This window comes from Salmonella sp. A7 (genome assembly GCF_020181675.1).
Taxonomy (GTDB): domain Bacteria; phylum Pseudomonadota; class Gammaproteobacteria; order Enterobacterales; family Enterobacteriaceae; genus Salmonella; species Salmonella enterica.
The window spans coordinates 4,146,025-4,171,023 of sequence record NZ_CP084001.1 but is presented as its reverse complement, the minus strand read 5'-3'; the positions used below and the strand labels follow the sequence as shown (position 1 = coordinate 4,171,023).

The 24,999-nt window shown below is 52.1% G+C and carries 30 protein-coding genes, 1 tRNA gene and 1 pseudogene; 18 read left to right on the top strand and 14 right to left on the bottom strand.

The window, feature by feature from the left end:
* Positions 1–12: 12 nt before the first annotated feature.
* The 9 genes from LCS67_RS20340 (at position 13) to LCS67_RS20300 (ending at position 6,735) form a co-directional block, all read left to right on the top strand.
* On the top strand, positions 13–804 hold the full coding sequence (locus LCS67_RS20340) for a fimbria/pilus periplasmic chaperone (RefSeq protein WP_024137307.1): 792 nt from the start codon (positions 13–15) through the stop codon (positions 802–804).
* A gap of 35 nt (positions 805–839) precedes the next feature.
* Positions 840–1,331 (top strand): DUF5462 family protein, encoded by a 492-nt coding sequence (locus LCS67_RS20335; RefSeq protein ID WP_000709795.1) that lies wholly within the window; start codon positions 840–842, stop codon positions 1,329–1,331.
* A 222-nt stretch (positions 1,332–1,553) separates the two neighbouring features.
* Entirely contained in the window at positions 1,554–2,327 is a 774-nt protein-coding gene (locus LCS67_RS20330) for a hypothetical protein (protein ID WP_000751769.1), read from the top strand.
* A 230-nt stretch (positions 2,328–2,557) separates the two neighbouring features.
* Positions 2,558–3,355, top strand: coding sequence for a K88 minor fimbrial subunit faeH (locus LCS67_RS20325; RefSeq protein WP_000704729.1), 798 nt, complete (start codon positions 2,558–2,560; stop codon positions 3,353–3,355).
* A 27-nt stretch (positions 3,356–3,382) separates the two neighbouring features.
* Complete coding sequence (locus tag LCS67_RS20320; protein ID WP_079971610.1) at positions 3,383–4,147, top strand: fimbrial protein; 765 nt, start codon at positions 3,383–3,385, stop codon at positions 4,145–4,147.
* A 421-nt stretch (positions 4,148–4,568) separates the two neighbouring features.
* Entirely contained in the window at positions 4,569–5,153 is a 585-nt protein-coding gene (locus LCS67_RS20315; RefSeq protein ID WP_024151731.1) for a hypothetical protein, read from the top strand.
* Between the two features lie 72 nt (positions 5,154–5,225).
* The gene (locus LCS67_RS20310; protein ID WP_000063792.1) at positions 5,226–5,438 is read left to right on the top strand and encodes a FaeA/PapI family transcriptional regulator; all 213 of its coding nucleotides are present in this window, start codon (positions 5,226–5,228) and stop codon (positions 5,436–5,438) included.
* A 261-nt stretch (positions 5,439–5,699) separates the two neighbouring features.
* Positions 5,700–5,861, top strand: a complete 162-nt coding sequence (locus tag LCS67_RS20305; protein WP_001816720.1) for a hypothetical protein — start codon at positions 5,700–5,702, stop codon at positions 5,859–5,861.
* Positions 5,862–5,886: 25 nt separating this feature from the next.
* Entirely contained in the window at positions 5,887–6,735 is an 849-nt protein-coding gene (locus LCS67_RS20300) for an SdiA-regulated domain-containing protein (protein WP_000175392.1), read from the top strand.
* Positions 6,736–6,866: 131 nt separating this feature from the next.
* On the opposite strand, the gene LCS67_RS20295 is transcribed toward LCS67_RS20300, so the two are convergent.
* The gene (locus LCS67_RS20295) at positions 6,867–7,619 is read right to left on the bottom strand and encodes a non-specific acid phosphatase (protein WP_000842411.1); all 753 of its coding nucleotides are present in this window, start codon (positions 7,617–7,619) and stop codon (positions 6,867–6,869) included.
* A gap of 553 nt (positions 7,620–8,172) precedes the next feature.
* Between LCS67_RS20295 and LCS67_RS22780 the strand changes: the two are divergent.
* Positions 8,173–8,250: pseudogene (locus LCS67_RS22780) on the top strand (helix-turn-helix domain-containing protein); the annotation flags it as partial.
* Positions 8,251–8,329: 79 nt separating this feature from the next.
* On the opposite strand, the gene LCS67_RS20280 reads toward LCS67_RS22780, so the two are convergent.
* The 6 genes from LCS67_RS20280 to aspA form a co-directional block, all read right to left on the bottom strand.
* Positions 8,330–8,405, bottom strand: a tRNA-Phe gene (locus LCS67_RS20280).
* Between the two features lie 115 nt (positions 8,406–8,520).
* Positions 8,521–9,096, bottom strand: coding sequence for a transcriptional regulator (locus LCS67_RS20275; protein WP_001188509.1), 576 nt, complete (start codon positions 9,094–9,096; stop codon positions 8,521–8,523).
* A gap of 36 nt (positions 9,097–9,132) precedes the next feature.
* Positions 9,133–10,836 carry a protein-disulfide reductase DsbD gene (locus tag LCS67_RS20270; protein ID WP_000068889.1) on the bottom strand — a complete coding sequence of 568 codons (1,704 nt, stop codon included), beginning with the start codon at positions 10,834–10,836 and terminating at the stop codon, positions 9,133–9,135.
* Positions 10,812–11,159 carry a divalent cation tolerance protein CutA gene (gene cutA, locus LCS67_RS20265; protein WP_000887832.1) on the bottom strand — a complete coding sequence of 116 codons (348 nt, stop codon included), beginning with the start codon at positions 11,157–11,159 and terminating at the stop codon, positions 10,812–10,814. Before cutA ends, LCS67_RS20270 begins: the two co-directional genes overlap by 25 nt.
* 120 nt (positions 11,160–11,279) lie before the next feature.
* Complete coding sequence (gene dcuA, locus LCS67_RS20260; protein WP_000637595.1) at positions 11,280–12,581, bottom strand: anaerobic C4-dicarboxylate transporter DcuA; 1,302 nt, start codon at positions 12,579–12,581, stop codon at positions 11,280–11,282.
* Positions 12,582–12,695: 114 nt separating this feature from the next.
* The gene (aspA, locus tag LCS67_RS20255; RefSeq protein WP_000069440.1) at positions 12,696–14,132 is read right to left on the bottom strand and encodes an aspartate ammonia-lyase; all 1,437 of its coding nucleotides are present in this window, start codon (positions 14,130–14,132) and stop codon (positions 12,696–12,698) included.
* 340 nt (positions 14,133–14,472) lie between these two features.
* Here aspA and LCS67_RS20250 point away from each other — a divergent pair, with 340 nt between their 5' ends.
* On the top strand, positions 14,473–14,949 hold the full coding sequence (locus LCS67_RS20250) for an FxsA family protein (RefSeq protein ID WP_001267291.1): 477 nt from the start codon (positions 14,473–14,475) through the stop codon (positions 14,947–14,949).
* Positions 14,950–15,007: 58 nt separating this feature from the next.
* On the opposite strand, the gene yjeH is transcribed toward LCS67_RS20250, so the two are convergent.
* A complete protein-coding gene (yjeH, locus tag LCS67_RS20245) occupies positions 15,008–16,249 on the bottom strand; it encodes an L-methionine/branched-chain amino acid transporter (RefSeq protein WP_023220391.1) in 1,242 nt (413 codons plus the stop codon).
* Positions 16,250–16,524: 275 nt separating this feature from the next.
* Between yjeH and LCS67_RS20240 the strand changes: the two genes are divergently transcribed.
* From LCS67_RS20240 to LCS67_RS20230, 3 genes are all read left to right on the top strand, one after another.
* The gene (locus LCS67_RS20240) at positions 16,525–16,818 is read left to right on the top strand and encodes a co-chaperone GroES (protein ID WP_000027827.1); all 294 of its coding nucleotides are present in this window, start codon (positions 16,525–16,527) and stop codon (positions 16,816–16,818) included.
* A 43-nt stretch (positions 16,819–16,861) separates the two neighbouring features.
* Positions 16,862–18,508 carry a chaperonin GroEL gene (gene groL / locus LCS67_RS20235; RefSeq protein WP_000729126.1) on the top strand — a complete coding sequence of 549 codons (1,647 nt, stop codon included), beginning with the start codon at positions 16,862–16,864 and terminating at the stop codon, positions 18,506–18,508.
* Positions 18,509–18,751: 243 nt separating this feature from the next.
* The gene (locus LCS67_RS20230; RefSeq protein ID WP_000558210.1) at positions 18,752–19,105 is read left to right on the top strand and encodes a DUF4156 domain-containing protein; all 354 of its coding nucleotides are present in this window, start codon (positions 18,752–18,754) and stop codon (positions 19,103–19,105) included.
* 47 nt (positions 19,106–19,152) lie between these two features.
* On the opposite strand, the gene LCS67_RS20225 is transcribed toward LCS67_RS20230, so the two are convergent.
* Both LCS67_RS20225 and epmB read right to left on the bottom strand, forming a co-directional pair.
* Positions 19,153–20,010, bottom strand: coding sequence for a YjeJ family protein (locus tag LCS67_RS20225; RefSeq protein WP_001229229.1), 858 nt, complete (start codon positions 20,008–20,010; stop codon positions 19,153–19,155).
* Between the two features lie 281 nt (positions 20,011–20,291).
* Positions 20,292–21,320: an EF-P beta-lysylation protein EpmB gene (gene epmB / locus LCS67_RS20220; protein ID WP_023136357.1), complete on the bottom strand. Its 1,029-nt coding sequence runs from the start codon at positions 21,318–21,320 to the stop codon at positions 20,292–20,294.
* Positions 21,321–21,360: 40 nt separating this feature from the next.
* Between epmB and efp the strand changes: the two genes are divergently transcribed.
* The 3 genes from efp to ecnB all read left to right on the top strand — a co-directional run bounded on the left by efp (position 21,361) and on the right by ecnB (position 22,376).
* On the top strand, positions 21,361–21,927 hold the full coding sequence (gene efp / locus LCS67_RS20215) for an elongation factor P (RefSeq protein WP_000257282.1): 567 nt from the start codon (positions 21,361–21,363) through the stop codon (positions 21,925–21,927).
* A gap of 60 nt (positions 21,928–21,987) precedes the next feature.
* Complete coding sequence (locus LCS67_RS20210; RefSeq protein ID WP_024151732.1) at positions 21,988–22,122, top strand: entericidin A/B family lipoprotein; 135 nt, start codon at positions 21,988–21,990, stop codon at positions 22,120–22,122.
* Between the two features lie 107 nt (positions 22,123–22,229).
* Positions 22,230–22,376, top strand: a complete 147-nt coding sequence (ecnB, locus tag LCS67_RS20205) for a lipoprotein toxin entericidin B (protein ID WP_000239598.1) — start codon at positions 22,230–22,232, stop codon at positions 22,374–22,376.
* Between the two features lie 30 nt (positions 22,377–22,406).
* On the opposite strand, the gene LCS67_RS20200 is transcribed toward ecnB, so the two are convergent.
* Entirely contained in the window at positions 22,407–22,994 is a 588-nt protein-coding gene (locus tag LCS67_RS20200) for a helix-turn-helix transcriptional regulator (protein WP_000912959.1), read from the bottom strand.
* 256 nt (positions 22,995–23,250) lie between these two features.
* On the opposite strand from LCS67_RS20200, the gene sugE reads away from it, so the two are divergent.
* Positions 23,251–23,568, top strand: coding sequence for a quaternary ammonium compound efflux SMR transporter SugE (sugE, locus tag LCS67_RS20195; protein ID WP_000118469.1), 318 nt, complete (start codon positions 23,251–23,253; stop codon positions 23,566–23,568).
* 16 nt (positions 23,569–23,584) lie between these two features.
* Here sugE and LCS67_RS20190 read toward each other — a convergent pair whose 3' ends face one another.
* The 3 genes from LCS67_RS20190 to frdC form a co-directional block, all read right to left on the bottom strand.
* Positions 23,585–24,118, bottom strand: a complete 534-nt coding sequence (locus LCS67_RS20190) for a lipocalin family protein (protein ID WP_001221668.1) — start codon at positions 24,116–24,118, stop codon at positions 23,585–23,587.
* Between the two features lie 110 nt (positions 24,119–24,228).
* Positions 24,229–24,588, bottom strand: coding sequence for a fumarate reductase subunit FrdD (frdD, locus tag LCS67_RS20185; protein WP_000609650.1), 360 nt, complete (start codon positions 24,586–24,588; stop codon positions 24,229–24,231).
* Positions 24,589–24,598: 10 nt separating this feature from the next.
* On the bottom strand, positions 24,599–24,994 hold the full coding sequence (gene frdC, locus LCS67_RS20180; RefSeq protein ID WP_000208749.1) for a fumarate reductase subunit FrdC: 396 nt from the start codon (positions 24,992–24,994) through the stop codon (positions 24,599–24,601).
* Positions 24,995–24,999 lie beyond the last annotated feature (5 nt).

Genomic DNA, 24,999 nt, shown 5'->3' with positions numbered 1-24,999 from the left:
ACAATGATGACGATGAAACAGACCCAGAAAATGCGTTCTTTTTTCCGTAACAGAGTGACGAAGGCGCTGGGAATGACCCTGGCCCTGATGATGGCGAGCCAGAGTGCGCTGGCTTCCCTGGCGGCGGACCAGACCCGCTATATTTTTCGCGGCGACAAGGACGCGCTGACCATCACGGTGACCAACAATGACAAGGAGCGTACTTTCGGCGGCCAGGCGTGGGTGGACAATATTGTGGAGAAAGACACCCGCCCGACGTTTGTGGTGACGCCCTCCTTCTTTAAGGTGAAACCGCAGGGGCAGCAGACGCTGCGTATCATCATGGCCTCTGACCACCTGCCGAAGGATAAAGAGTCAGTGTACTGGCTGAACCTGCAGGATATTCCGCCGGCGCTGAAGGGAAGCGGGATTGCCATTGCCCTGCGCACGAAGCTGAAGCTGTTCTACCGCCCGGAGGCGCTGCTGAAGGACCGTAAAGGCGCCGAGGAAGGCATCAGCCTGCAGGTCCGTCCGGACGGGCGGACGATGCTGGTCAACACCACGCCGTATATCTACGCCATCGGCAGCCTGCTGGATGCGAACGGTAAAAAGGTTGCGGTAGACAACGACACCGCCCAGAAACTGTTGATGTTTATGCCGGGGGATGAGGTGCAGGTGAAGGGGAATGTGGTGAAGGTGGATTCCCTGAACGATTACGGCGAGCTGCAGACCTGGACCATCAACCAGAAAAAAACGGCGACTTCTCCCAGGCAGAAGACATCTGATACGGCGGTTAATTCGTCTGATAAAGCAGGTAAAAAATAACCCTTTCCGGTCCTGCGGAATAGAGAGAAACCATGATGAAAAAAGCACTGATGGCGGTGGCCCTCTTCAGCGCCCTGCCGGTCCTGGCGGCGGATTACAGCGAGAAGACGCAGTACCTGGGCGTGGTGAACGGTCAGGTGGTGGGCAACAGCGTGGTGAAGGTGACGCGCACCCCGGCGGACCCGGTGCTGTACCGGACGGAGAGCAACGGTCCGCTTCCGGAGACGCTGGTCATCCGCAATGCCGAAAGTCGTCCGGCATCCGGAAACATGGCGTATATCACGGTGAAACGGACCCTGGGAGACGGCCGGGACGCACGGCTCACGCTGAAGACCACCCTGATGGTGGACGGGCAGCGGGCGGCCATTACGGCCGGCCAGCGGGGAGAGGATGTGGTTATCACGGTGCCGGCGGCAATCCGGCAGGTGGAGCTGAGAAGTGACGCGCCGGCGGAGCTGGAGGTGCCGGCGAACTACCGGGGGAATGTGCAGGTGCCGGTGGAAGTGGAAGGTATCAGCGCCGGTTAAAAAGAACGGCAGGGCACCACGAATTACCTGAGTGAATGACGCCCAGTTATTTACGGCAATAACGTAAAGCCATTCTGTATTACAGGGATAAATATCTCAGTGATGCCACATAAATAAGGTGGCAGGGGATGGCTTTGCGGTAAGACCGGGTAACAGACGGAATTACTATTTAATAACAAAATAGTTCTTTAATTGTTTTATAAAACTGAAAGGAATAAATTCATGAAAAAAACACTGATTGCACTGGCAGTGGCTGCATCTGCAGTGGTATCCGGCTCGGCTATGGCTGCGTGGACAGCAAACGGCGGCGGTGGTCAGGTTGAGATTGGCGGGTCACTGACACCAGTGACGAAAGCGACTCCGTGGGAAACTGCAATCGGCACTGCTGTCACAGACCTTAACGCTCAAATTCAGAAAAATGACACAAAAGTTGAAGTTAATGTTCCAAAAACCCTCCCTATCCTGGCCATTCGCTCTACTGCGCAGTTTACAGGCCGGGCAGGCATTGCTCCAGCCATTAATTATGGGTGGATTGGCAATGTCTGGAAGAATAGTTCAACACAAGCTTCAGCAGAAGTACGGAACGAAGCGGGAGTGGTTGTAGGTGGTGCTCATTTCCCTTTAACTGTTCAAGGAGCCATGGCTGCATCCAAAGTTGATGGTAGCACTCCTCACCAGAAATTGATGTTTGCAAATAAGAAGGGGCAGGCGTACGTTGGTGGTCTTCCAACATCTGCTAACGATGTTTTGGATGTTAGAAATATCATTCTTCAGGGGTGGCCTGATATTGCAGATAAATTTGTCCTCCCAAGCGGGGCGGCATGGGAACCTAATTTTTACGAGACATTTACTGACTCAGGCTGGAAATACTCTTCCTATTATGGTTCTGTAATTGCCAAAAATAGTAAAATTAATATAACCATGAATGCTCCAGTTAAGGCCGATGCTCCATTTAAATGGAAAATTAGTTTGCCTGCTACGGTTACCTATCAATAATAGATCAGATTACCAGACATAACAGAATGTAATATGCCTGGTTATTAAAAACGGCGAACTGTTTTTGGGTCGTTTGCCGGTAATAAACCCGGCATTCCGGTATGGTTATTTCCTGCTTCTCTGTCAGTCAGGGAATGTCCGTATGCGCCGGTGTCGGGTTTATTTTTCAGCTTATCTGAGCGCACGTTGTTTATTAATACTGATTAACGGATAAAACAGAGTGAATAACGATGAAAATAACACATCATTATAAATCTATTATTTCCACCCTGGTCGCAATGGCCCTGTTTTATTCCGCAGCACCCCGGGCCGAAATTCTTGACGGCGGGGAAATACAGTTTCACGGTCTGGTCACTGACGAGGCCCCGAAATGGACCTGGCAGGTGGGGGCTCCTGACCAGACATGGGCGGTGGACACCGCTGATGCCCGTAATGAAAACGGCTTTCTTGTTTTTAATCTGCGCAGTAAGGGCACCCTGCCGTTTCTGGAAGGCCATCTGTATGAGGTGGCTGAGCGCGGTGGGCCCGGCTTCACCCCTTTTATCTCTTTCAGCAGTAACGGGCAGCCGTTTTCCGTGACGGATGGCGGCAGCACGACGGCGCAACACTTCCGCGCCTCTGTCCCGGTACGTAACCCGGAGAACGGTCACGTGGCGGGACAGCTTTCTTTCATCCTTGACCAGGGAATGGCCGTCAGCGCCGGTACCCCGGAGGACGGCATCACACTACCGGCAGGCATGTCGCTCGTAAACGGGCAGAGCGTGAGCGGTGTGCAGGCCGGCACCCTGCCGCAGTGGCTTAAAAGCCGCCTGTCCGCCCTGCTGCTGATGAACCGGGGCTTCGGTAACGGAATGAGCACGGCAGATAACGGTCAGGTTATCAGTCAGGGCGTGCTGGCTGACGGCCGGGTGACCCGGCTGGCGGCGGCCTATGCGTCCGCCGTCTCGGATTTTGAGCTGCGCCTGCCGGCAGAAAACACGCCGGCGCAGTGGCAGGCCGGGCTGAGTGTGACGGTGACGGTCCAGTAAAGAACGGGCAGGGAGAGGAAGAACACAATGAAACGAATGACGATTTTACTGCTGGCCGCCAGTCTGCTGCCGTCCTGTGTGCTGGCGTGGAACACGCCGGGGGAAGACTTCAGCGGAGAGCTGAAGCTGGGCGGGCCGGTGACCAGCACCCGTAATCCCTGGGTCTGGAAGGTCGGGGAAGGGAACACACAGATAAACACGAAAGCTGTCTCTGTCCTGCGCAGTGGGGAGCAGGTAATACCGGTTCCCCTGCCGGCCATGACGGTCCTGCTGGGAAAAACTATCCTGACCACCCCGGCCGGCCGGGAGGGGCTTGCGCCGCAGGTGACGTACGGTAAGGAAACCGAGGGTTTTGCACTGGCGTGGACGGCGCCGGGTACGGCATCGGTGACACTGCCGGTGACGGGGGAGGGAAATGTCCGTACCGGGACATTCACCTTCCGGATGCAGGCGGCGGGTGTGCTGCGCCATGTCCTGGGGGACCGGGCGGAGTATGCCGGGCTGTATGGCGACCTGCAGGGCAACGGCTTGCCGCCACAGACGCAGGTGATGCCGGCAGGGCAGACGCCGGGTGTGCTGCAGACCCTGTTTGACAGTGAAGGCCCGGTCTGGCTCCGGGAGATGACGGTCAGCAGCGTGTCCGGACTGAGCCGGTTCAGTGACGCCGCCCTGCGCCAGGTTGACGGGGTATACGGCGCACAGACGGTGGCGGACAGCGGTGAGCTGCGTTTTAAGGGGGCGGTACCGTCCCGCTGGCATACCTCCCTGGCGGTGAGCATTGAATACCGGTAAGGCTGCAGGCCCCCGGTCACCCGTTCCGGACCCCGCCGTTTTTATGGGGCTGGAGCGGGCCGACGGCGTGTTTTTCTTTGTGAGTGTCCGGGATATCCGGCAGGCGCAGGAACATAACGGCCGGGTCAGGCTGGTATTCGGGGAAGGCACGACATTCATGACCAGAATGTCGCTGTCTGAGTTTTCTGCTGCCTTACATGAAGCCGGTGGCTGTTATCTGTCGGTTGTTGATGCAGGTACTGTGTTATGTCAACCACTTGCAGGGAAACCTGATGCCGGTAGTGAACTATTTCTGAGCAGGGATCGTAATGAAAATATCTGTACGTGTACTGGTCACGGTTTATCTGCTGGTTCTTGTGGGACTGGCAGCCATGCTGGCAGGGCTGATAAGCCCGGCGTTAAGTTAGCGGGGGCAGGATAAATGGAAAATGCCATGTCCCGTCGGAAACGCGTACTGCTGACGGGGAACTGTGAATATGAACTGCTGGGGCTGTCACATCTGCTTGCCGGTATGGGGTATGCCGTGATGCGACCGGAGATGTCACCTCCCGGGGCATATGACCTGGCCCTGGTGGCACTGAGTGCGGAGCCGCTGGCCGGCTGGGGGCGGCATCTGCAGGACATCAGAATGCTGCACGCGGCCAGTCCGGTTCCCATGGTTGTTCTGGTACCTTCGCGGCTGCAGGAAATGCGGCTCCTGAGAGGAACTGCGCAGGTTATCAGTGGCCGGGACAGCCTCCTCCGGCTGCGTGACATGCTGCGTCAGGCGTTTGAGGGAAGAGCCGGGCCGGAAAGCTCAGGTGAACTGACTGAGTTGCGAAAGCGGACTTTGATATCCCTGTGTACGGCCATAACCAGGAATGCCTCACTGAAGGCGGCATCACGCAAGGATTATTACCTCCGGGCCTGCCTGGTGGAGTATGCAGGGGTGGAGAACCTGCATGTACTGTGCACGAGCGGCCTGTTACCCGGGGTGATTACAGATGAAACCGGACAACGCTTCTGATATGTGAAGACCCGGGGCAGGTATTTCAGCTTCCGGGACACCATTGCTTCCCCGTAGTCACAGGAGAACAAAATGAGTAATGACGCTTGCGACAAAATTCTGTCTTTTATGCAGTCACAGGCAAACGGCAGGATAAATATACCGGTCAGGACCCGGAGTATTGCGGATGCGGCCGGGCTGACAATATACCAGGCCAGGGCTTATCTGGTTACGCTTGAGGACGCTGGCGTGGTGGAGAAAATGAATGCAGGTAAAGGCGTGTCCGGCCGATGGCTGCTGGTCTGACGGATATCCGGTAAAACAGGGGCATGGAGAGAACAAGTGGCCGGAACAGATATTGCGGTAACTGACTGATGAACTTTCTGAAGATGATTTATTACATCTGTATTTCTTTTGTCGTCATGATGTCACTGGTGTTTTTTGTATCAGTATTTCTGTTACTGAATATTGAATGAATATAATCCGGGGCTGCATGACAGGCCTTACGGGAATAAAGCTCTTTTTATCCGGACATCTCCATACCGGTAATTCCCCGGAGAATTTTTTTTGCAGAAGGACAACATGCCGGATGACGAAAGACGCGCCGGGTATGGCGGGGGACGCTTTTCGCTCCGGGCGCTGATTTTACTGCTGCTGACCAGCGCTTTTATCTCCGGCTTCCTGACCGGAGCCCTGGCCATGCTCTGGTTTGTCATTGACTGCATGTAATGCGATGAACTGAACATCCGGAACCATGACTCTGAGACGTTTACTTAAACAAAAACCGGCACTGCTGGCTGGCGCTCTTCTGATGGTGGCCGGTGCTGCCACACTGTATTTTCCGGAAACCTGGTACCCGGAGGAAACGCAGTGGCAGCTTGCGACAGAAAAAGACATTCCCGGTATACAGGGCGGTCTCTCCGGCCTGACGTGGAACCCGGACAGCGGAACGCTGTTTGCCGTGACCGACCATCCGTCGTCGGTGGTGGAGCTGGACACGGACGGGAACGTGCTGCGGGTGATACCATCGGATGGCGACCATGATTTTGAGGCCATTGAGTATCTCGGCCGGAACCGCTATGTCCTGTCCCGGGAACGGGAGCGGATACTCACCACCCACCACATTGACAGGAATACGTCTGTCCTGCCGCCGACGTCATACACCCTGACCCTGGATGTGGACAGAAAAAGCGACAATGCCGGTTTTGAAGGCCTTGCCCGTGGACGGGGAGAGAATGCCCTGATAGTGGCGCAGGAAAAGAAACCGCTTCGTTTTTTAGAAACGGACCACAGCCATGACTCTCTGTCGGTCAGTGATTCACTGACGCACCGGTTGTCCCTGCCGTGGTTCCTGAAGGATATCTCCGGCCTGCATTACGACAGGAAAAACAGGCGGCTGTATGTGCTTTCCCATGAATCAGCCCTGGTACTGGTGTCAGACCCCGAGGGCGGCTGGTGGGTGATGCCGCTGCGCCGGGGACACAGTGGTCTGGAGCGGGACATTCCGCAGGCGGAAGGGATAGCTTCTGATGGCCGGAATTCGCTGTGGATAGTCAGTGAGCCAGACCGGTTTTACCGCTTCAGCCGGACAACGACGTCATGACGGTCTGGACGGACTGCAAACGGGTGGTTTGCGAATCGGGGAAACCAAAGGCGTTCTCCACGCCCGGTCGCCCCTACGCAGTTGCACTTCCTTTCATTTACTGTGGCCAGTTTGCGGGAAGACTTTCACCTTCAGTAATTAAGTTTGGGGTGATCTTCTTTACTCAATAAATTATTTTTGTCGTTCAGCTCCTCACGGACTTTTGCCAGTGACTTCTGAAAAGCCGGGATTGTTTGCAGCCTTGCAAACTCTACTGCTCCCACATAACGGCCAGCATCAACATCGCTTTGCCAGTGAGCACCGCATATCACTCTGCTTTGCCCGAACTCCCATCCTCGTCTGGCGAGCTCCTGCGCGCGTTCCGGTCTGGCCTGGGATAATACTAATGCCAGAAGTGTACCATAAGCAGTATGCCCGGAAGGGTAAGAGCCATCTTTTCTCAAAGTATCCTCATCTTCAGGACGGCAGGTAGAATGATTAAATAAGACAAAGGGACGAGTACGCATATAATATTTTTTTGCCGAAGCAGTAGCGTAGTAGCCGCCCATTTTCAGAAGATTCTGTAACATATTCCAGGTTTCTGGCGTATCTTTGGGATTAATTTTAGCACCCACTACTGGCGAGAATATTCTGGCTATATTTTCCACGCTTACATCTGCATCCTCAGCAGCTTGTTTCCATCGTGGGGAACCTTTTATCGCATAGCCCTTAAAATAAGCCTCCTTATCATAGCGGAAAGCCGGATCATCATTACCTGGCGGTGGTGGTAAGTAGAACTGACTGTTCACTGATTCTTCAGGAGAATGAAAGGGTTGCACTGTTTCTGCTGATGTATATTTAGCTACGATCAGTGGTAGAAAAAATAGTAAATAACGACTTTTCATAAAGACTCACTCCGGATCAGGAAATAATAAACAGATGTAATCCTATAATGATTTATTGCAATGGTTATTCAACATACAGGTAAAAAAGCAGGACGCTGCACTGGCATTATCGTCTGCCCATACCGGACTGACTGCAGCGGACAACAGAACAATACTGATATTTCCGGCTAACAGCATTTTGTTTAACTTTTGTCTCCGGTTATTTTTTATCTGCGTGCCTGACTGACATGCATTAGGTTAAAATGTTTACGTAATAACAAAGTATGAATAAGTATTTTAAAATATGTGCCCTGTTACCCCGACAGTTACCACCAGTTATGATGTGCTGAGTATTAATTTATGATTATGAACAAGAGTCGGAAACAGTATTTAAGAATAAAGAAGCCGACAAAGAAAAAATGCCAAAATTGGCGAAGGGATTATTGTTTTCAGTGATGAAAAAGCTCATGGCGGAGATATTGGATTCACTTGTCGGGGTTAGCGAACCGTCAGATGAAGTGATAGGCGTTATTACTGGTAATAATCTCCCTGTAGCTAAGTAAGCTTTTGACCCTGGCCCAAAGGGGAAAAGCTGATCGACGAAGCGCTGGGCGTTGCGCCAGAGAAAATCTGGCCTTCTCGTTATAGCTAGTCAGGCCGGAGATGGGGGCTACGGATTTCCATTCCCAGAAAAGCAAAAACCCAGCCATAGGCTGGGTTTTCTGAATAAGTGGTGCCCGGACTCGGAATCGAACCAAGGACACGGGGATTTTCAATCCCCTGCTCTACCGACTGAGCTATCCGGGCAACGGGGCGCATTAAACCGTAAAGGGGCGCGGTCGTCAACGGCTTTACACGAAAAAAGTGATAAAAGCGCGCTGACTGCCTGCTTTTCAGGCAAAATGCATAAAATCAGTACCCGTCAGGTGAGCGCTCCACCCTGACGGCACTGTGCAAAACGCAGAATATCTTCCGCCAACCGCTGAGCGGTATCTACATCAGCCTGACTGCGGTTGACCAGCATTCGGCTGAGACAACCTTCCAGCACCAGCTCCATCTGCCTTGCGACCATCGCCGGATCGTCAATTTCCAGCGTGGTCAGTAGCTCATGGGTAAAATCATGTGCCGCGCGTTTTTGTTGATTGGCCAGTTGGTGAATAGGATGGGTTGGGTCGGGATAAAACGTACAGGCGGCAATGAACAGGCAACCAGGATAACGGTTATTACTGACACATTCCGAGAGCGCGCTGTAGCGTGCCAGTAGCTTTTGTTCAGCAGAAAGCGTCTCATCAAGAAGAAGCTGGCGTCGCCAGATATCTACCTGCTGACTCAGGTAACGTAGCGCGTCATATAAAATGGCTTCTTTATCTGGCCAGAAACGCTGTAATGTGTCGAGTGGGCGATTTACGCGCTCCGCCACCATTTCCAGCGTAGTATCGGCTATCCCTTGCGTCTCCAGTAATTTCAGGGCTTCTCCCAGAATATCTTCACGTTGCACGGTATTCTCCTCCGTCTTTGCTTTTGCAAGTGTCGCTCACGGTTGGCGATCGTGCAAATGCGCGCTAAAGGTGGCGGCGTCCATAAAGCCGGTGACTCGCGATTGCGGCTGTTCCTGGCCTTGGGCATTAAAGAACAGAATGGTGGGCAGCCCGAGGACTTGCAGATGCTTTAACAGCGCGACATCCTGCGCATTGTTAGCGGTGACGTTAGCCTGCAAGAGCACCGTGTCGCCGAGCGCCTGCTGGACCCGCGGATCGCTGAAGGTATACTTTTCAAACTCTTTACAGGCCACGCACCAGTCGGCGTAGAAATCCAGCATAACGGGTTTGCCTTTGGCCTGCGCCAGCGCCTGATTGAGTTCGTCCACGGTAGAAATAGCCGTGAAATTGAGGTGCGCTGGAGCTTGCGCGGATGGCGATCCGAACGCCCAATCCTGTAGAGGCCGCACGCTAATGAGCGCTGCCGCCAGCAGGATAATCTGTACGATACGCATCCACGCTCGTCTGGCCTGAAGGCTGGTGATAAAGGCCCAACCAAAGAAAGCGACGCCCAGCAGCGACCACAGACGTAAACCCCAAGCCTCGCCAATAATCCGCTCCAGTAAAAAGACCGGTAACGCGAGGATCACGAAACCAAAAGCGGTTTTGACATGCGCCATCCACGGGCCGCTTTTCGGTAGCAGGCGGTTGCCAAACACGGTGACCAGCATTAGCGGCAGACCCATACCTAATGCATACAAATACAGCGTACCGCCGCCCAGCCACATGTTGCCGCTCTGAGCGATATAAAGCAGGATCGCGCTTAACGGCGCTGTAGTGCAGGGCGAGCAAATTAATCCGGCAATCGCCCCCATAACAAAAACGCCGCCGGGCGAGCCGCCTTGCTGACGATTACTCATTAATGTCAGCCGGGTTTGCAGTGAGGAGGGGAGCTGTAGTGTGAACAGGCCAAACATCGACAACGCAAGCAGGGTGAACACGGTGGCAAGGCCGATTAACACATAAGGGTGCTGCAGCGCCGCCTGAAACTGTAATCCCGCCGCGGCGACGACCAGACCCAGTGCGGTATAGGTCAGCGCCATCCCTTGTACATAGATAAAGGCCAGCAGCAGTGCGCGCCCCGTCGACAAACGTTGCCTTCCCCCCAGGACAATACCGGAAATCAGCGGATACATGGGTAAAACGCAGGGCGTAAAGGCGATGCCGATGCCGATCAGCAGCGCCCAGATCGCGGAAAAAGGTAGCTGGGCGGCGGGTTTTGACGTCTCACCCGTCTGGGTGACAGCAGGCGTCGGCGTGGCGTCTATTGCCGCGGCGACTTCACTTAGCGGCACCGTTTTCGTTTCCGGCGGATAACAGAATCCCGCATCGGCGCACCCCTGGTACGTTACCGTTAATGTCGCGCCAGCCGCCGCCTGGTTAACCGTTACCGGAACGTTTAGCCGCTTACGGTAGATTTCGCTTTTTCCGTAGAACTCATCTTCATGCCAGACGCCTGCCGGGAGTTGGACTGCGGCGATATCCGCTTTCGTCGGCGTGATACTAATTTGTTTACGGTAAAGGTAGTAACCCTCTTTTACCTGCCAGGAGAGGGTAAGATCGTGTTGATTTTGCTGAAAATCAAAAACAAACGCCCGGTCGGCAGGGACGAACTGCGAGCGACCCGGCGCGTCGAATAATCCGGCGAAGGCGGATGTGCTGCACAGCAGCAGGATCAGCGTAAAGATGCGTTGAGCCATGAGAGGTAATCAGTATCTCCGTGAGTAACAGGTAAAACCAGAAGTTCAGGCGTTTGATACGGGTGATGAGACTTCAGGCAGTCGATAAGCGCTTGCTGATGTGAAACGGTGGTCTTTAAGATCATTTGAACTTCATACTCCTGCTCCAGTTTGCCTTCCCAGTAGTACAGCGATGTCGCGCCGGGGAGGAGGGTGGCGCAGGCGGCCAGTTTTTCCGCCAGCACTTTGGCGGCCAGATCCTGGGCGGTAGCTTCATCCGGGGCGGTACAAAGCACCACAACGGCCTCGGGGATGGAAATATCCTGACTCTTAACATCAAGCATAAACACCTCGAAAGAACAAAAAGACCCGCAAGTGAACGGTCACTATACAACGGACGAGGGCAGGATGTTAGTCAAAGGGCGGGAGAATGCGGGGCGTGATACGCCCCGCGGGTGAAACACTTACAGCATAAAGCTGCCCAGCAGGAAGCCGAAGCAGACAGCCAGAACGACGCCCAGGGTGCCTGGGATGAAGAACGGGTGGTTAAAGACGAATTTACCGATACGGGTTGTACCGGTGTCATCCATCTGTACCGCCGCAACCAGAGTCGGGTAGGTCGGCAGAATGAACAGGCCGGAAACGGCGGCGAAGGAGGCGACTGCCGTCAGCGGAGAGACGTTCAGCGCTAGCGCCATCGGCATCAGCGCTTTCGCCGTTGCCGCCTGAGAGTAGAGCAGCGCGGAAGCAAAGAAGAAAATGACGGCCAGCAGCCACGGATGACCCTGGATGACGCTACCCGCAGTGTCTTTGATCCAGTCGATGTTAGCGGATACGAAGGTATCGCCCAGCCACGCCACGCCCAGAATACAGATACAGGCGCTCATCCCTGCTTTAAAGGTGCTGGAGTTGAGGATGGCGTCAGTTTCCACTTTACACAGGATGGTGGTCAGCGTTGCGACGCTCAACATGATGATCAAAATAGCGTTGGTGGTGTTCATCAGCGGTTTCTCAACCAGGCCGAGGCTCGGACTGTTGACAATCGCATAAACAACCACGCAGATAACGCCCAGCAGGAACAGCCAGACGGAATTTTTTGCCATCGGTTTGATTTCAATCTGCTTTTCACCACGCAGTTCAATCAGCCCTTCTTCCAGACGCTTGCGGTAAATCGGGTCGTCCGACAGTTTGGAGTTGAACAGCATCGTGACCAGGAAGGACATCACTAGCACCGCCAGCAGCGTAGAGGGGATAACTACGGACAGCAGGTGAATGTAGCTAATGCCATGACCTTCCATAACAGAAGACATATACACCACGGCCGCAGAAATCGGCGAGGCGGTAATCGCAATCTGCGCGGATACCACGGCGGTCGAGAGCGGACGGCAAGGTTTGATTCCCTGCTCCTTCGCGACTTCAGCAATAACCGGCAGCGTTGCCAGGGAAATGTTCCCGGTACCAGCAAAAATAGTCAGGAAATAGGTCACAATCGGTGCGAGGATAGTGATGTATTTCGGGTTCTTACGCAGCAGTTTTTCCGTCTGGTTTACCAAATAATCCAGACCGCCCGCGACCTGCATAGCAGAGATCGCGGCGATAACCGCCATGATGATGGAAATGACATCGAATGGAATTGTCCCTGGCTTCACGCCGATGGCGGCAAGTACCAGAACACCCAGCCCACCTGCGAATCCAATACCGATGCCCCCAAGTCTGGCGCCCAAAAAGATTGCCAGCAAAACAATGATAAGTTCGACAACTATCATATTAGCCTTCCTTGTTGTTTAACAAGTTGATATTAAATTGTTGTTATTTGGTAACTTCTTGTAAGAAAAAAGGCACGTCATCGTGACGTGCCTCTTTGGTACTACCCTGTACGATTACTGTTCGCTTTCATCAGTATAACGTTTAGCTTTATAAGCCGGGTGCATCAAGTTCTGTACGGAGAAAATATCGTCCAGCTCGGCTTCCGTTAACAGGCCGCGCTCCAGCACAACTTCACGTACGCTCTTACCGGTTTCAGCACAGATTTTACCGACGATGTCGCCGTTGTGGTGGCCGATGAACGGGTTGAGGTAAGTGACGATACCGATGGAGTTATAAACGTACCCTTCGCACACTTCTTTATTCGCGGTAATGCCGTTAACGCATTTTTCCAGCAGGTTGTAGCACGCGTTGCTCAGAATGTGGATGGATTCGAACATCGCCTGACCGATAACCGGCTCCATAACGTTCAACTGCAACTGACCGGCTTCCGCCGCCATCGTAACGGTGGTGTCGTTACCGATGACTTTAAAGCATACCTGGTTTACGACTTCCGGTACTACCGGGTTCACTTTGGCTGGCATGATGGAAGAGCCCGCCTGCAGTTCCGGCAGGTTGATCTCGTTCAGGCCGGCACGAGGACCAGAAGAGAGCAAGCGCAGGTCGTTACAGATTTTGGACATCTTCACTGCCAGACGTTTCAGCGCGCTGTGAACCATAACATACGCGCCACAGTCAGATGTCGCCTCAATCAGATCTTCCGCCGGAACACAGGCGAAACCAGTGACTTCAGCCAGTTTTTTCACCGCCAGCGGAGAGTATTCTTTCGGCGTGTTCAGACCGGTACCGATTGCCGTTGCGCCAAGGTTGACTTCCAGCAGCAGCTCAGCAGTACGCTCGATGCTTTTCACTTCTTCTTTCAGCAGGATGCTGAACGCACGGAATTCTTGACCAAGCGTCATCGGTACGGCGTCCTGCAACTGGGTACGACCCATTTTCAGGATGTCCTGGAATTCAACCGCTTTACGTTCGAAACCTTCACGCAACTGGTTGATGGCATCGATCAGTTTGACGATAGAGGCGTAAACCGCTACACGGAAGCCTGTCGGATAGGCATCGTTAGTGGATTGACATTTATTCACGTGGTCGTTCGGGTTCAGGTACTGATATTCACCTTTCTGATGACCCATCAGTTCCAGCCCGATGTTGGCCAGCACTTCGTTGGTATTCATGTTGACGGAAGTGCCCGCGCCGCCCTGGTAGACATCTACCGGGAACTGATCCATGCACTTACCGTTGTTAAGGACTTCATCACATGCGGCAATGATGGCGTTCGCCACACTCTTAGGAATGGTTTGCAGCTCTTTGTTGGCCAGCGCCGCCGCTTTTTTTACCATAACCATGCCACGCACAAATTCAGGGATGTCGCTGATTTTGTTATTGCTAATGTAGAAGTTTTCAATCGCTCTCAGAGTGTGAACACCATAGTAGGCTTCAGCTGGAACTTCCCTGGTACCCAACAGATCTTCTTCGATACGAATGTTGTTTGACATGTGAACCTTCTTTTTCAAGCTGCCAATGATTTTTACTTTAAAACACACAGGATATATGTGATTTCGAATGTTTTCTGACCGACGATTATCCCCTCCATCGGCCTGATAAACGAGATCATATGCTGGTTCAGAATTCCTACCGTAATCTGGATCACTTAAAGTGTGGGAATTTACCCCTTATTTATTATTTTGTGAAATAGGTCACCGCTTTAGTATTACTACCTAAAATAGGTGTACAAACCACTTGAAATTTTGCTACGCACCACCATATCGGATCGATGCGAATCGCAACCCCATTCAAATGGTCGTCGCAGACGGCCATGACTTACAGGAGAGTCCTTTGCGCTGGATACCCTTTTTAGCTGTCTTTCTCTATGTTTACATTGAGATTTCTATCTTTATCCAGGTCGCCCATGTGCTTGGCGTCCTGATGACGCTAATCCTGGTGATTTTTACGTCTGTTATCGGTATGTCGCTGGTACGTAACCAGGGTTTTAAAAACTTTTTGCTGATGCAACAAAAAATGGCGGCCGGTGAGAGCCCGGCGGCAGAAATGATTAAGAGTGTATCGCTGATCATCGCTGGCTTACTGCTCCTGTTGCCGGGATTTTTCACCGATTTTCTCGGCCTTCTCCTTTTGTTACCACCAGTGCAAAAACATTTGACGCTGAAGTTGCTGCCGCATTTACGTTTTTCCCGGATGCCGGGCGGCGGGTTTAGCGCGGGTACTGGCGGTGGCGAAACATTTGACGGCGAGTATCAGCGTAAAGATGACGATCGCGATCGTATTGAACATAAAGACGATCGTCGGGATTAAAGGTAGAAATGTTGGTCGGATAAGTCGCGCGAGGCGTTATCCGGCCAGCGGATGCGTCTTACGCCATGCGTTTTCGCTTCGGTAAAAACAGCCATAATGCAGCCAGCATGATAATGGCATATAAGCTTTTCCACCCCAGCATTGCCAGCAATAACAGGCACAGTAGACAACCCGTCACCGCCAGTGCATAGCAACGCCCTTTCAACAGTCGACAGCCCGCCAGCATACAAAGCAGATAGAGCATAATAAAAATACCGTTAGCATAGACGATCAGCGCATTGAGGTTAATCTTCAGGGCATAGACGACCAGGGAACTCACGCAACAACAGGCCAGAATAACGTTTAACGCGTGCAAGGGAAGGCGCCCGGGAGAGAGTTGAGCCAGATAGTGATCGGGCTGATATTGCATTTGCGTCCATATCAGACGCGCAAAACTCTGAGCATACACATTCAGGCTGGCAAAGCAGGTGAGATAACCAATAATGCAGGCTACCCACAACGCCTGGATACCGAAGAGATGAACAATAATAAGCGGTAGCGATGCTGTTGCCGCTATCTTGTCGCTATAGACGCCAAAATGCAGCACCACGGCGGTACAGGCCCAATAAATGGCGCCGGCCAGCATCAGGCCAATGATCAATGCGCGCGGAAAATCACGTTCAGGATTTTTAAATTCAGATGACAAATGCGTAAACGCCTCAATTCCCACAAATCCCCAGAACATGATCGCCAGGGCGGTACACAGGCGGGAAAAGGTGATTTCGTTTGCGGCTGGGAAGGTGATATCTGCAGGTTTAATTGCGCCTTTCCACAGAATGGCGGCAATAAGCGCGATAATTAATCCAGCGATAATGGCTTGCAGGTTGGCGCTGGAGCTGGCGCCGCGCGATCCCATAAACCATAGCAAACCTAGAGTACCCAGCTCCCCAAATAAGAGCTGTTCGCTTTGCCAGCCAAACAGCGCCTGGCCGAAACCCACCGCAATATGCAAGGCTGCGGGAAAACTAACAGGAATGACTGATAAAAACAGCCAACTGATCACTCGTTGCAGACGCGGGCCAAATGCCATCCCGACAAAATGCGCTACGCCGCCAGCGTGTGGAAAATGACGCCCCAGCACAGCAAAGACAATCGCAATAGGGAAAATCAAAATAATGAGTAGCGGCCATGCCCAAAGGCTGATGTTGCCTGCCGCCAGCGCAGCCAGCTCTGGAAGCGCAAAAACGCCAGTCCCTAATAATGATGTGGTTAACAAGATAACGCCCTGAACCAACCCAAGCTCTTTTTTTAGTTCATTCATCAGCTCATTATCCGGCGGCATTGTAACGTCAGGTGACGACAGACATTTTTAAGCGTATCACACACGCCTTTTCTTATAGCAGGATGTTCTAAACCTTGGGTAAACGTGAGATAAGTAGCGTTTTTACCGCTTTTTTCGCTCAGAAGAATTTTTTTTCATCTCCCCCCTTGAAGGGGCAAAACCCCATCCCCATCTCTCTGGTCACCAGCCGGGAAACCGTTTACGGGCCGGCGTCACCCATAACTGATAATGACTTTCTCAAAGGAGAGCTATCAATGAGTATTCGTCCGTTACATGATCGTGTGATCGTCAAACGTAAAGAAGTTGAGTCCAAATCTGCTGGCGGCATCGTACTGACCGGTTCCGCAGCGGGTAAATCAACTCGTGGCGAAATCATCGCTGTCGGTAAGGGTCGCATCCTGGACAACGGTACTGTACAGCCGCTGGACGTGAAAGTTGGCGACATCGTTATTTTTAACGATGGCTACGGTGTGAAATCTGAAAAGATCGACAATGAAGAAGTGTTGATCATGTCTGAAAGCGACATTCTGGCAATTGTTGAAGCGTAATCCGCGAACGACACTGAACATACGAATTTAAGGGAAAGAGAAAATGGCAGCTAAAGACGTAAAATTCGGTAACGACGCTCGTGTGAAAATGCTGCGCGGCGTAAACGTACTGGCAGATGCAGTGAAAGTAACCCTCGGTCCGAAAGGCCGTAACGTGGTTCTGGATAAATCTTTCGGTGCGCCGACTATCACTAAAGATGGTGTTTCCGTAGCGCGTGAAATCGAACTGGAAGACAAGTTTGAAAACATGGGCGCGCAGATGGTGAAAGAAGTTGCCTCTAAAGCGAACGACGCTGCAGGCGACGGCACCACCACCGCGACCGTACTGGCGCAGTCCATCATTACCGAAGGCCTGAAAGCCGTTGCTGCGGGCATGAACCCGATGGACCTGAAACGTGGTATCGACAAAGCGGTTGCTGCTGCGGTTGAAGAGCTGAAAGCCCTGTCCGTACCGTGCTCCGACTCTAAAGCGATTGCTCAGGTAGGTACTATCTCCGCTAACTCCGACGAAACCGTAGGTAAACTGATCGCGGAAGCGATGGATAAAGTCGGTAAAGAAGGCGTCATCACCGTTGAAGACGGTACCGGTCTGCAGGACGAACTGGACGTGGTTGAAGGTATGCAGTTTGACCGCGGCTACCTGTCTCCTTACTTCATCAACAAGCCGGAAACTGGCGCAGTAGAACTGGAAAGCCCGTTCATCCTGCTGGCTGATAAGAAAATCTCCAACATCCGCGAAATGCTGCCGGTTCTGGAAGCCGTTGCAAAAGCAGGCAAACCGCTGCTGATCATCGCTGAAGATGTTGAAGGCGAAGCGCTGGCTACCTTGGTTGTTAACACCATGCGTGGCATCGTGAAAGTGGCTGCTGTTAAGGCACCGGGCTTCGGCGATCGTCGTAAGGCGATGCTGCAGGATATCGCTACCCTGACCGGCGGTACCGTAATCTCTGAAGAGATCGGTATGGAGCTGGAAAAAGCAACCCTGGAAGACCTGGGTCAGGCGAAACGCGTTGTGATCAACAAAGACACCACCACCATCATCGATGGCGTGGGTGAAGAAGCTGCAATCCAGGGCCGTGTTGCTCAGATCCGTCAGCAGATTGAAGAAGCGACCTCCGACTACGATCGTGAAAAACTGCAGGAGCGCGTAGCGAAACTGGCAGGCGGCGTTGCGGTAATCAAAGTTGGCGCTGCGACCGAAGTTGAAATGAAAGAGAAGAAAGCCCGCGTTGAAGATGCCCTGCACGCGACCCGTGCTGCGGTAGAAGAAGGCGTGGTTGCCGGTGGTGGCGTTGCGCTGATCCGCGTTGCTTCTAAAATTGCTGACCTGAAAGGCCAGAACGAAGACCAGAACGTGGGTATCAAAGTTGCGCTGCGCGCAATGGAAGCTCCGCTGCGTCAGATCGTGCTGAACTGCGGCGAAGAGCCGTCTGTTGTCGCTAACACCGTTAAAGGCGGCGACGGTAACTACGGTTACAACGCAGCAACTGAAGAATACGGCAACATGATCGATATGGGTATCCTGGACCCAACCAAAGTTACCCGTTCTGCGCTGCAGTACGCGGCTTCTGTGGCTGGTCTGATGATCACTACCGAGTGCATGGTGACCGACCTGCCGAAAAGCGATGCTCCTGATTTAGGCGCTGCTGGCGGCATGGGTGGTATGGGTGGTATGGGCGGCATGATGTAATTGCCCACACCCTGCATCCTTCAGGCTGCAGATGCGTTGGCTAACCCCAGTCACTTACTTGAATAAGTGACTGGGGATTAACAAACTGGCCGCCTTCCTGCAACCAGAATGATTTGGGTGCTTATCTCCCAGAATTGAGAAACCCCCGGGCAGAAATGACCGGGGGTTTTTCTTTTAGTCATCTTTTTAGTATAAGATTCAGATACGGACAAAACGTCCAGCTCATTGATTATGGGGAATAACATGCACGTGAAATATTTAGCAGGGATCGTTGGCGCCGCGCTGCTGATGGCGGGTTGTAGCTCCAGCAACGAACTTACCGCTGCCGGCCAAAATGTACGCTTTGTCGAAGATAAGCCAGGCGCGGAATGCCAGCTTATTGGTACGGCAACCGGTAAACAGAGTAACTGGTTTTCAGGCCAGCACGGCGAAGAGGGTGGCTCAATGCGTGGCGCAGCGAACGATCTGCGTAATCAGGCGGCCGCGATGGGTGGAAACGTGCTGTATGGCGTAAGTAGTCCGTCGCAGGGCATGTTGTCCAGTTTTGTCCCGACGGCCAGCGAGATGAACGGCCAGGTTTATAAATGTCCGAACTGATATGTCTGAATCGTAACGCCCTCTGAAAGATTCAGAGGGCAATATGGTTAGCGTTTTTCCTGCGATGATGCCATGCGTAGATTATGCAACGCGCGCATGCATTGATCTTGCGTCAGACGCGCTGCTTTACCGGTTCTAAGCGTTCTGACAAAAACCTTACACGGTTTTCCTTCCAGCTTTTTAAGACGCGGGCTGAAATTCAGTAAGCGGCGTGATATCGCTTCAGCTTCTTTAGAGCCTGACTGACTGCGGGTCTTAATGATGGTGCCGCAATCATGCGATTGTCCTGCCTCATCCGTATAACGATAAACGAGCGCTAAATAATGGTTATACAGATTATGTTTCCAGTCAGGCTGGTTATAGGTATCGAATTCGATATTACCGTTTTCCAGACAGTCAGCATCGTATAATGGTAAAAAGTCCAGCATTGAAGAAATACGCAATGCGAGCTCACGCATTTCGGCATTATTAATGGCGTGAATAATAGCCATCACCAGAACTTCAACCTGCCACTCACCGACCTGTAAATCAAGATGGCTACCATTGTGCAGCTTTAACGTAAAGGTTAATACTTTTTCTGTATTATCGCTCAACGCTAAAGATTCAACTCGCTGATTAACATCGGCATTTTCCAGCTCTTCACGGAGTATTGCCGGAATATTCTCATGCATTTTAAGCACATGACTGCTTTTAGCTTTCTGGCGTTTTTCCTGCTCTTGTTCCGGAAGCGAGTGTTGTAAATAAAGCCGGTGTTCAAGGCCGATCAACAAGTCTCGCAGCGCGAGCACAGGAAAGAAAAGCAGTGTTTCTTTATTTCTCAGTGACTTCACCTTAAGCGCCAGCGCGATAAACTTATCATTGTGACGAATAACGCCGGTATTTAGTCCCTTAATCGTTAAGGCCATGTCAATTCTCCACAAATATAAAATAATTAAATGTTTTACTGCAATGTATTTGATATATAAATTGTTTATGCCGTCCTATAAAAAGGAGAACCAGTATAATTCGAAAATGCAGTACACGCTAAGCGAGTCCTAAAACGGACTTTATTGAAAAGAGAGGACCGGAAAGGTGTATTTAACGAAGGTTAGTTTATCCTCGCCAGAGGGTGAGGAGAATCGTGGGGGAATCTCCTCGTAATATTGCGCGGTAATATTTTTCGTCGTCCCTGACGTGCCCGCGAGGATTAGCACTGCCGAAGCTGTAAATCCAGCGGTGTTTTGCTCGGTTCGCCGCCGATTTCACGCGCCAGTCTTGGCACCATATAGCCGGATACCAGCGTGAGCAGTTCGCGCATGATTTGCCGGGCTTCGTCATCGGTGACCATAAAATGCGCGGCGCCCTGCACTTTATCCAGCACATGCAGGTAATAGGGCATCACGCCGGCGTCAAATAGCGCGTTGCTCAGATTCGCCAGCGTTTGCGCGTTATCATTCACGCCACGCAGCAGGACGCTCTGGTTGAGAAGCGTGACGCCCACGTGGCGCAGTTTCTTCATCGCCAGGCAGAACGCCTCGTCCACTTCATTAGCGTGGTTGATATGGTTCACCAACAAAATTTGCAGACGTGACTGGTCAAAGCGGGCGACCAGTTCGTTAGTAATGCGTGCCGGGATGACGATAGGCAACCGGCTGTGGATGCGTAGCCGCTTGACGTGCTTTATGGCTTCCAGTTGCGTGAGCAGCCAGTCCAGCTCATGATCTTTCGCCATCAGCGGATCGCCGCCGGAAAAGATGATCTCATCCAGTTCCGGGTGTGCGGCGATATACTCCAGCGCGACTGTCCAGTTACGCTTATTGCCTTGATTCTCCGCATACGGGAAGTGACGACGGAAACAGTAGCGGCAATTTACCGCACATCCGCCTTTTACCAGCAATAGCGCCCGGTTTTGGTATTTATGCAATAATCCTGGCACCACGCTGTGTTGCTCTTCCAGCGGGTCGGTGGAGAAACCGGGGGCGACAATAAATTCATCCCGGGACGTCAGCACTTGACGTAACAGAGGATCGTCAGGGTTGCCCTTCTCCATGCGCGCAATAAAAGCGCGCGGCACGCGGAGGGCAAACAAGCGCCTGGCGTCCTGTCCTGCCCGGAGGTTTTCATCAGCTTCAATCTGTAAAAGATGCAGCAGTTCGTCGGGATTGGTCACAACATCGGCAAGTTGCGCTAACCAATCTTCTCGCAATGGGGTATTTAGGGTTACAATATGCGCCATTTTGTGGCTTAGCTACCAGTTAACAATTTCAGAGGGCCTTATGGCGACTTACTATAGCAACGATTTTCGTTCCGGTCTTAAAATCATGTTGGATGGCGAACCTTATGCGGTTGAATCCAGTGAATTCGTGAAACCGGGTAAAGGCCAGGCGTTTGCCCGCGTTAAGCTGCGCCGTCTGCTGACCGGCACGCGCGTTGAGAAAACCTTCAAATCGACCGATTCCGCTGAAGGCGCGGATGTAGTCGATATGAACCTGACTTACCTGTACAACGACGGTGAGTTCTGGCATTTCATGAACAACGAAACCTTCGAACAGCTGTCTGCAGATGCCAAGGCTATCGGCGACAACGCAAAATGGCTGTTGGATCAGGCGGAATGCATCGTAACCCTGTGGAACGGTCAGCCTATCTCTGTCACTCCGCCGAACTTTGTTGAACTGGAAATTGTTGATACCGACCCAGGTCTGAAGGGCGATACCGCAGGTACTGGCGGCAAACCAGCCACGCTGTCTACTGGCGCAGTGGTTAAAGTTCCGCTGTTCGTGCAGATTGGCGAAGTGATCAAAGTCGATACCCGTTCCGGCGAATACGTATCCCGCGTAAAATAATTTACGTTATCGGGAAAAATGGTGCAGCGTATGCTGCGCCATCCTATTTTTCGCGCCTCAATGATGAAACGCTTTATCTGCCTTGTCGCGCTGGTTCTTCTTACCGGCACATTATTAACGGCATGTAATACCGCCCGCGGCTTCGGCGAAGATATTCAGCATCTTTGCCACGCCATCTCCCGTGCAGCCAGCTAATCGCTTCTCGTCTTCCTAAAATTAGTCGATCGCCCATCATTTTCTGGGATGTTGTCTATTATTAAGTTGCTATACACAAACAACATTGGCTAGAAAAGGAAGACATTATGGTTAAAAAGACAATTGCAGCGATCTTTTCTGTTTTGGTACTTTCCACTGTATTAACTGCTTGTAATACCACGCGCGGCGTGGGCGAGGACATCTCGGACGGTGGTAGTGCGATCTCTGGCGCTGCAACCAGAGCTCAGCAGTAATCATCAACGGTACGGCATGGCGTCGTACCGTTAATCGATTTTCTCCGGAAGCATAAGAAAGGGAGAATACCGATTATCCATATGAAGTTTCATACGGATATTACGCTTATAGGTGTAAACCGTTTTCCCGTGAATACCAAGCGCATACGCAATCTCTTTATTGCTGGTGCCTTCCGTCCACATCGCGAGTACCTTTTCCTCCTGCGGAGAGAGCAATGGAGTGGCGCTTTCCGGCGCTTCCTGCAGTGGATGAGTATATAGCGCTCCTTTAATTCGTTGTGCAAGCTCATGTAAAGGCGTGTGTTTAGATAACACCGCATGACTGGCATATTGCGGTCTGTACGGCATATTCCCTGACTGTAATAATACCAACGGCGTCATCCTGCAGGCGGCAAAAAATGCATTGATAGGCTGTTCGGGTAAGGCATCGTTGAGAAAACCATATAAATCAGCGATAACCAGATGGGGCTTCCATTGCAGAATATGTTCTTTCGCCAGTATAAGGTTATTCATCCCGGATACCAGCAGTGAAGAACTGAGCACATCAGTGTGATTAAGCCAGGCCTCCATGCCCGTACGGGTAAAGTGGCATCGGTCTATCACTAAAATTTTCAACATAGTTTTTTGCACCCGGAAGTAGATAAAGCACTTTCTTTCCCAGAAGGCGTTCCATCATAGAGAACTCCTGTGGGCGCTAAATGCGAAAACTACGCGGCTTAAAAGGGCCAATTCCCGCCTTTAGACGGAAAAAAATAAAAAGGTTGAAATTCATTTTCTCTCAGGCAAAAATGGCTTTTCATCCGTATACGTTACAGGACGACCTGTAAACGCTATTCTCACCGGGGACGGCCCCATTAATTATCTGGAGCCTGCTATGTCCTGGATCATTCTATTAATCGCTGGTTTACTTGAAGTGGTATGGGCTGTCGGCCTGAAGTATACCCACGGTTTTTCTCGTCTGACCCCCAGTATTATCACCATTACGGCCATGGTTATCAGTATGGCGTTACTTTCCTGGGCAATGAAAACGCTGCCCGTTGGAACAGCGTACGCCATCTGGACCGGCATCGGCGCCGTCGGGGCGGCAATCACCGGTATCCTTCTGCTGGGCGAGTCTGCCTCACCGGCGCGTTTGCTCAGTCTTGGCTTGATCGTCGCGGGTATCATTGGGCTAAAACTCAGTGCGCATTAATTCGTCGCTGACATTGCTACGAACCTGATTGTTTTACCCAAATTAATTTATTGACGTCAAACCCCTCCCGGGTCGCGACGGCCAGCATTTGCTGTTTTATTTCCTCAGAAAGCGTTGGCGTGCGAGAGAGTATCCACAGATAGTCGCGATCCGGGCCGCACACCAACGCATGACGGTATTCCCGGTCAAGCGCAATCACGTTATAGCCGCCGTAGAACGGGCCGAAAAAAGAGACCTTGAGCGCGGCGCGGTTTGGACTACCGGTAAAATACGCTTTGCCTTCTGTTTTTTGCCACATTCCCCGATCCGGGTTATAGCCTTTATTGATGACATTAATCCCGCCATCGTCACGCAGACCATAGGTGGCCGTGACTTGTTCCAGTCCACGTTCAAATCGATGATCGAGGCGTGCGATCTCATACCAGGTGCCGAGGTAACGTTTGGCATCAAAGTTATTTACCACGGTAACGCCTTTAGGCGGAGTAGGTGAACTACAGGCGACAACCAGAAATGCAGCCGTAACTGCAGCAACGACGGGCAGAATGCGCATAAAATTTTCCTTCCAGTGTTTTTTCTAAGTGTAGAACCTGGCGGGAAAATGAGAGGCAGGAAAAGAAAAAACGCCCTCTTATCGGGTAGATAAGAGGGCGTCGTGGCAACTTAGAGAGTGATAACGCCAATCGCCGTCACAACGGTCAGGATTGCCGCCAGACCGTAGAAGACCCATTTGCCCGCAGGCACGTGGATTTTCAGGTCATGCATCGCGTGGTGCATACGGTGTAGGCCACACCATAGCGGCAGCACGATCATCAGGAACAGAAAAACGCGACCAATAAAGCTTTGAGCGAACGTCAGTACGCGCTCAAAACTCAGGGCATCGCCCGGAAATAGCCCCAGCGGCAGCATGATGCCAACCAGTAGCACGATCACCGGCGCGATGATCGCGCCCCACATACCGCCTGCGCCAAACAGTCCCCAGAATACGGGTTCATCAGAACGTTTTGGGTTTGGATTAATCATCCGGGACTCCTTACCAGAACAGGGCAACATACAGAATGACTACGGTGACTACCGCAGTGACCACCCAAAGCCCTTTGATGATTGGCTCTGGCCCCATTTTTTCGTCTTTTACAATGATATTGGCCGCCTTCGGCGCCAGTTCAAACCAGGTTTTGGTGTGCAGCAGCGCGGCCGCCAGGGTGATCAGGTTTAAGATCACCACCACCGGGTTTTGTAAAAAGCCGACGAATCCCATCCAGGATTCCGCGCCGTGTTTGAGCGCAAACAGACCGAAAATCAGTTCAATACTGAACCAGACTGCCGGCACTGCTGTGCCTTCGCGCAGCATATAAAAGCGATAAAACGGCAGTTTTTTCCACCAGGTGGACGTCATCGGCCGCACATAGGGTTTGCGTTTAGTCGTCATGTTGC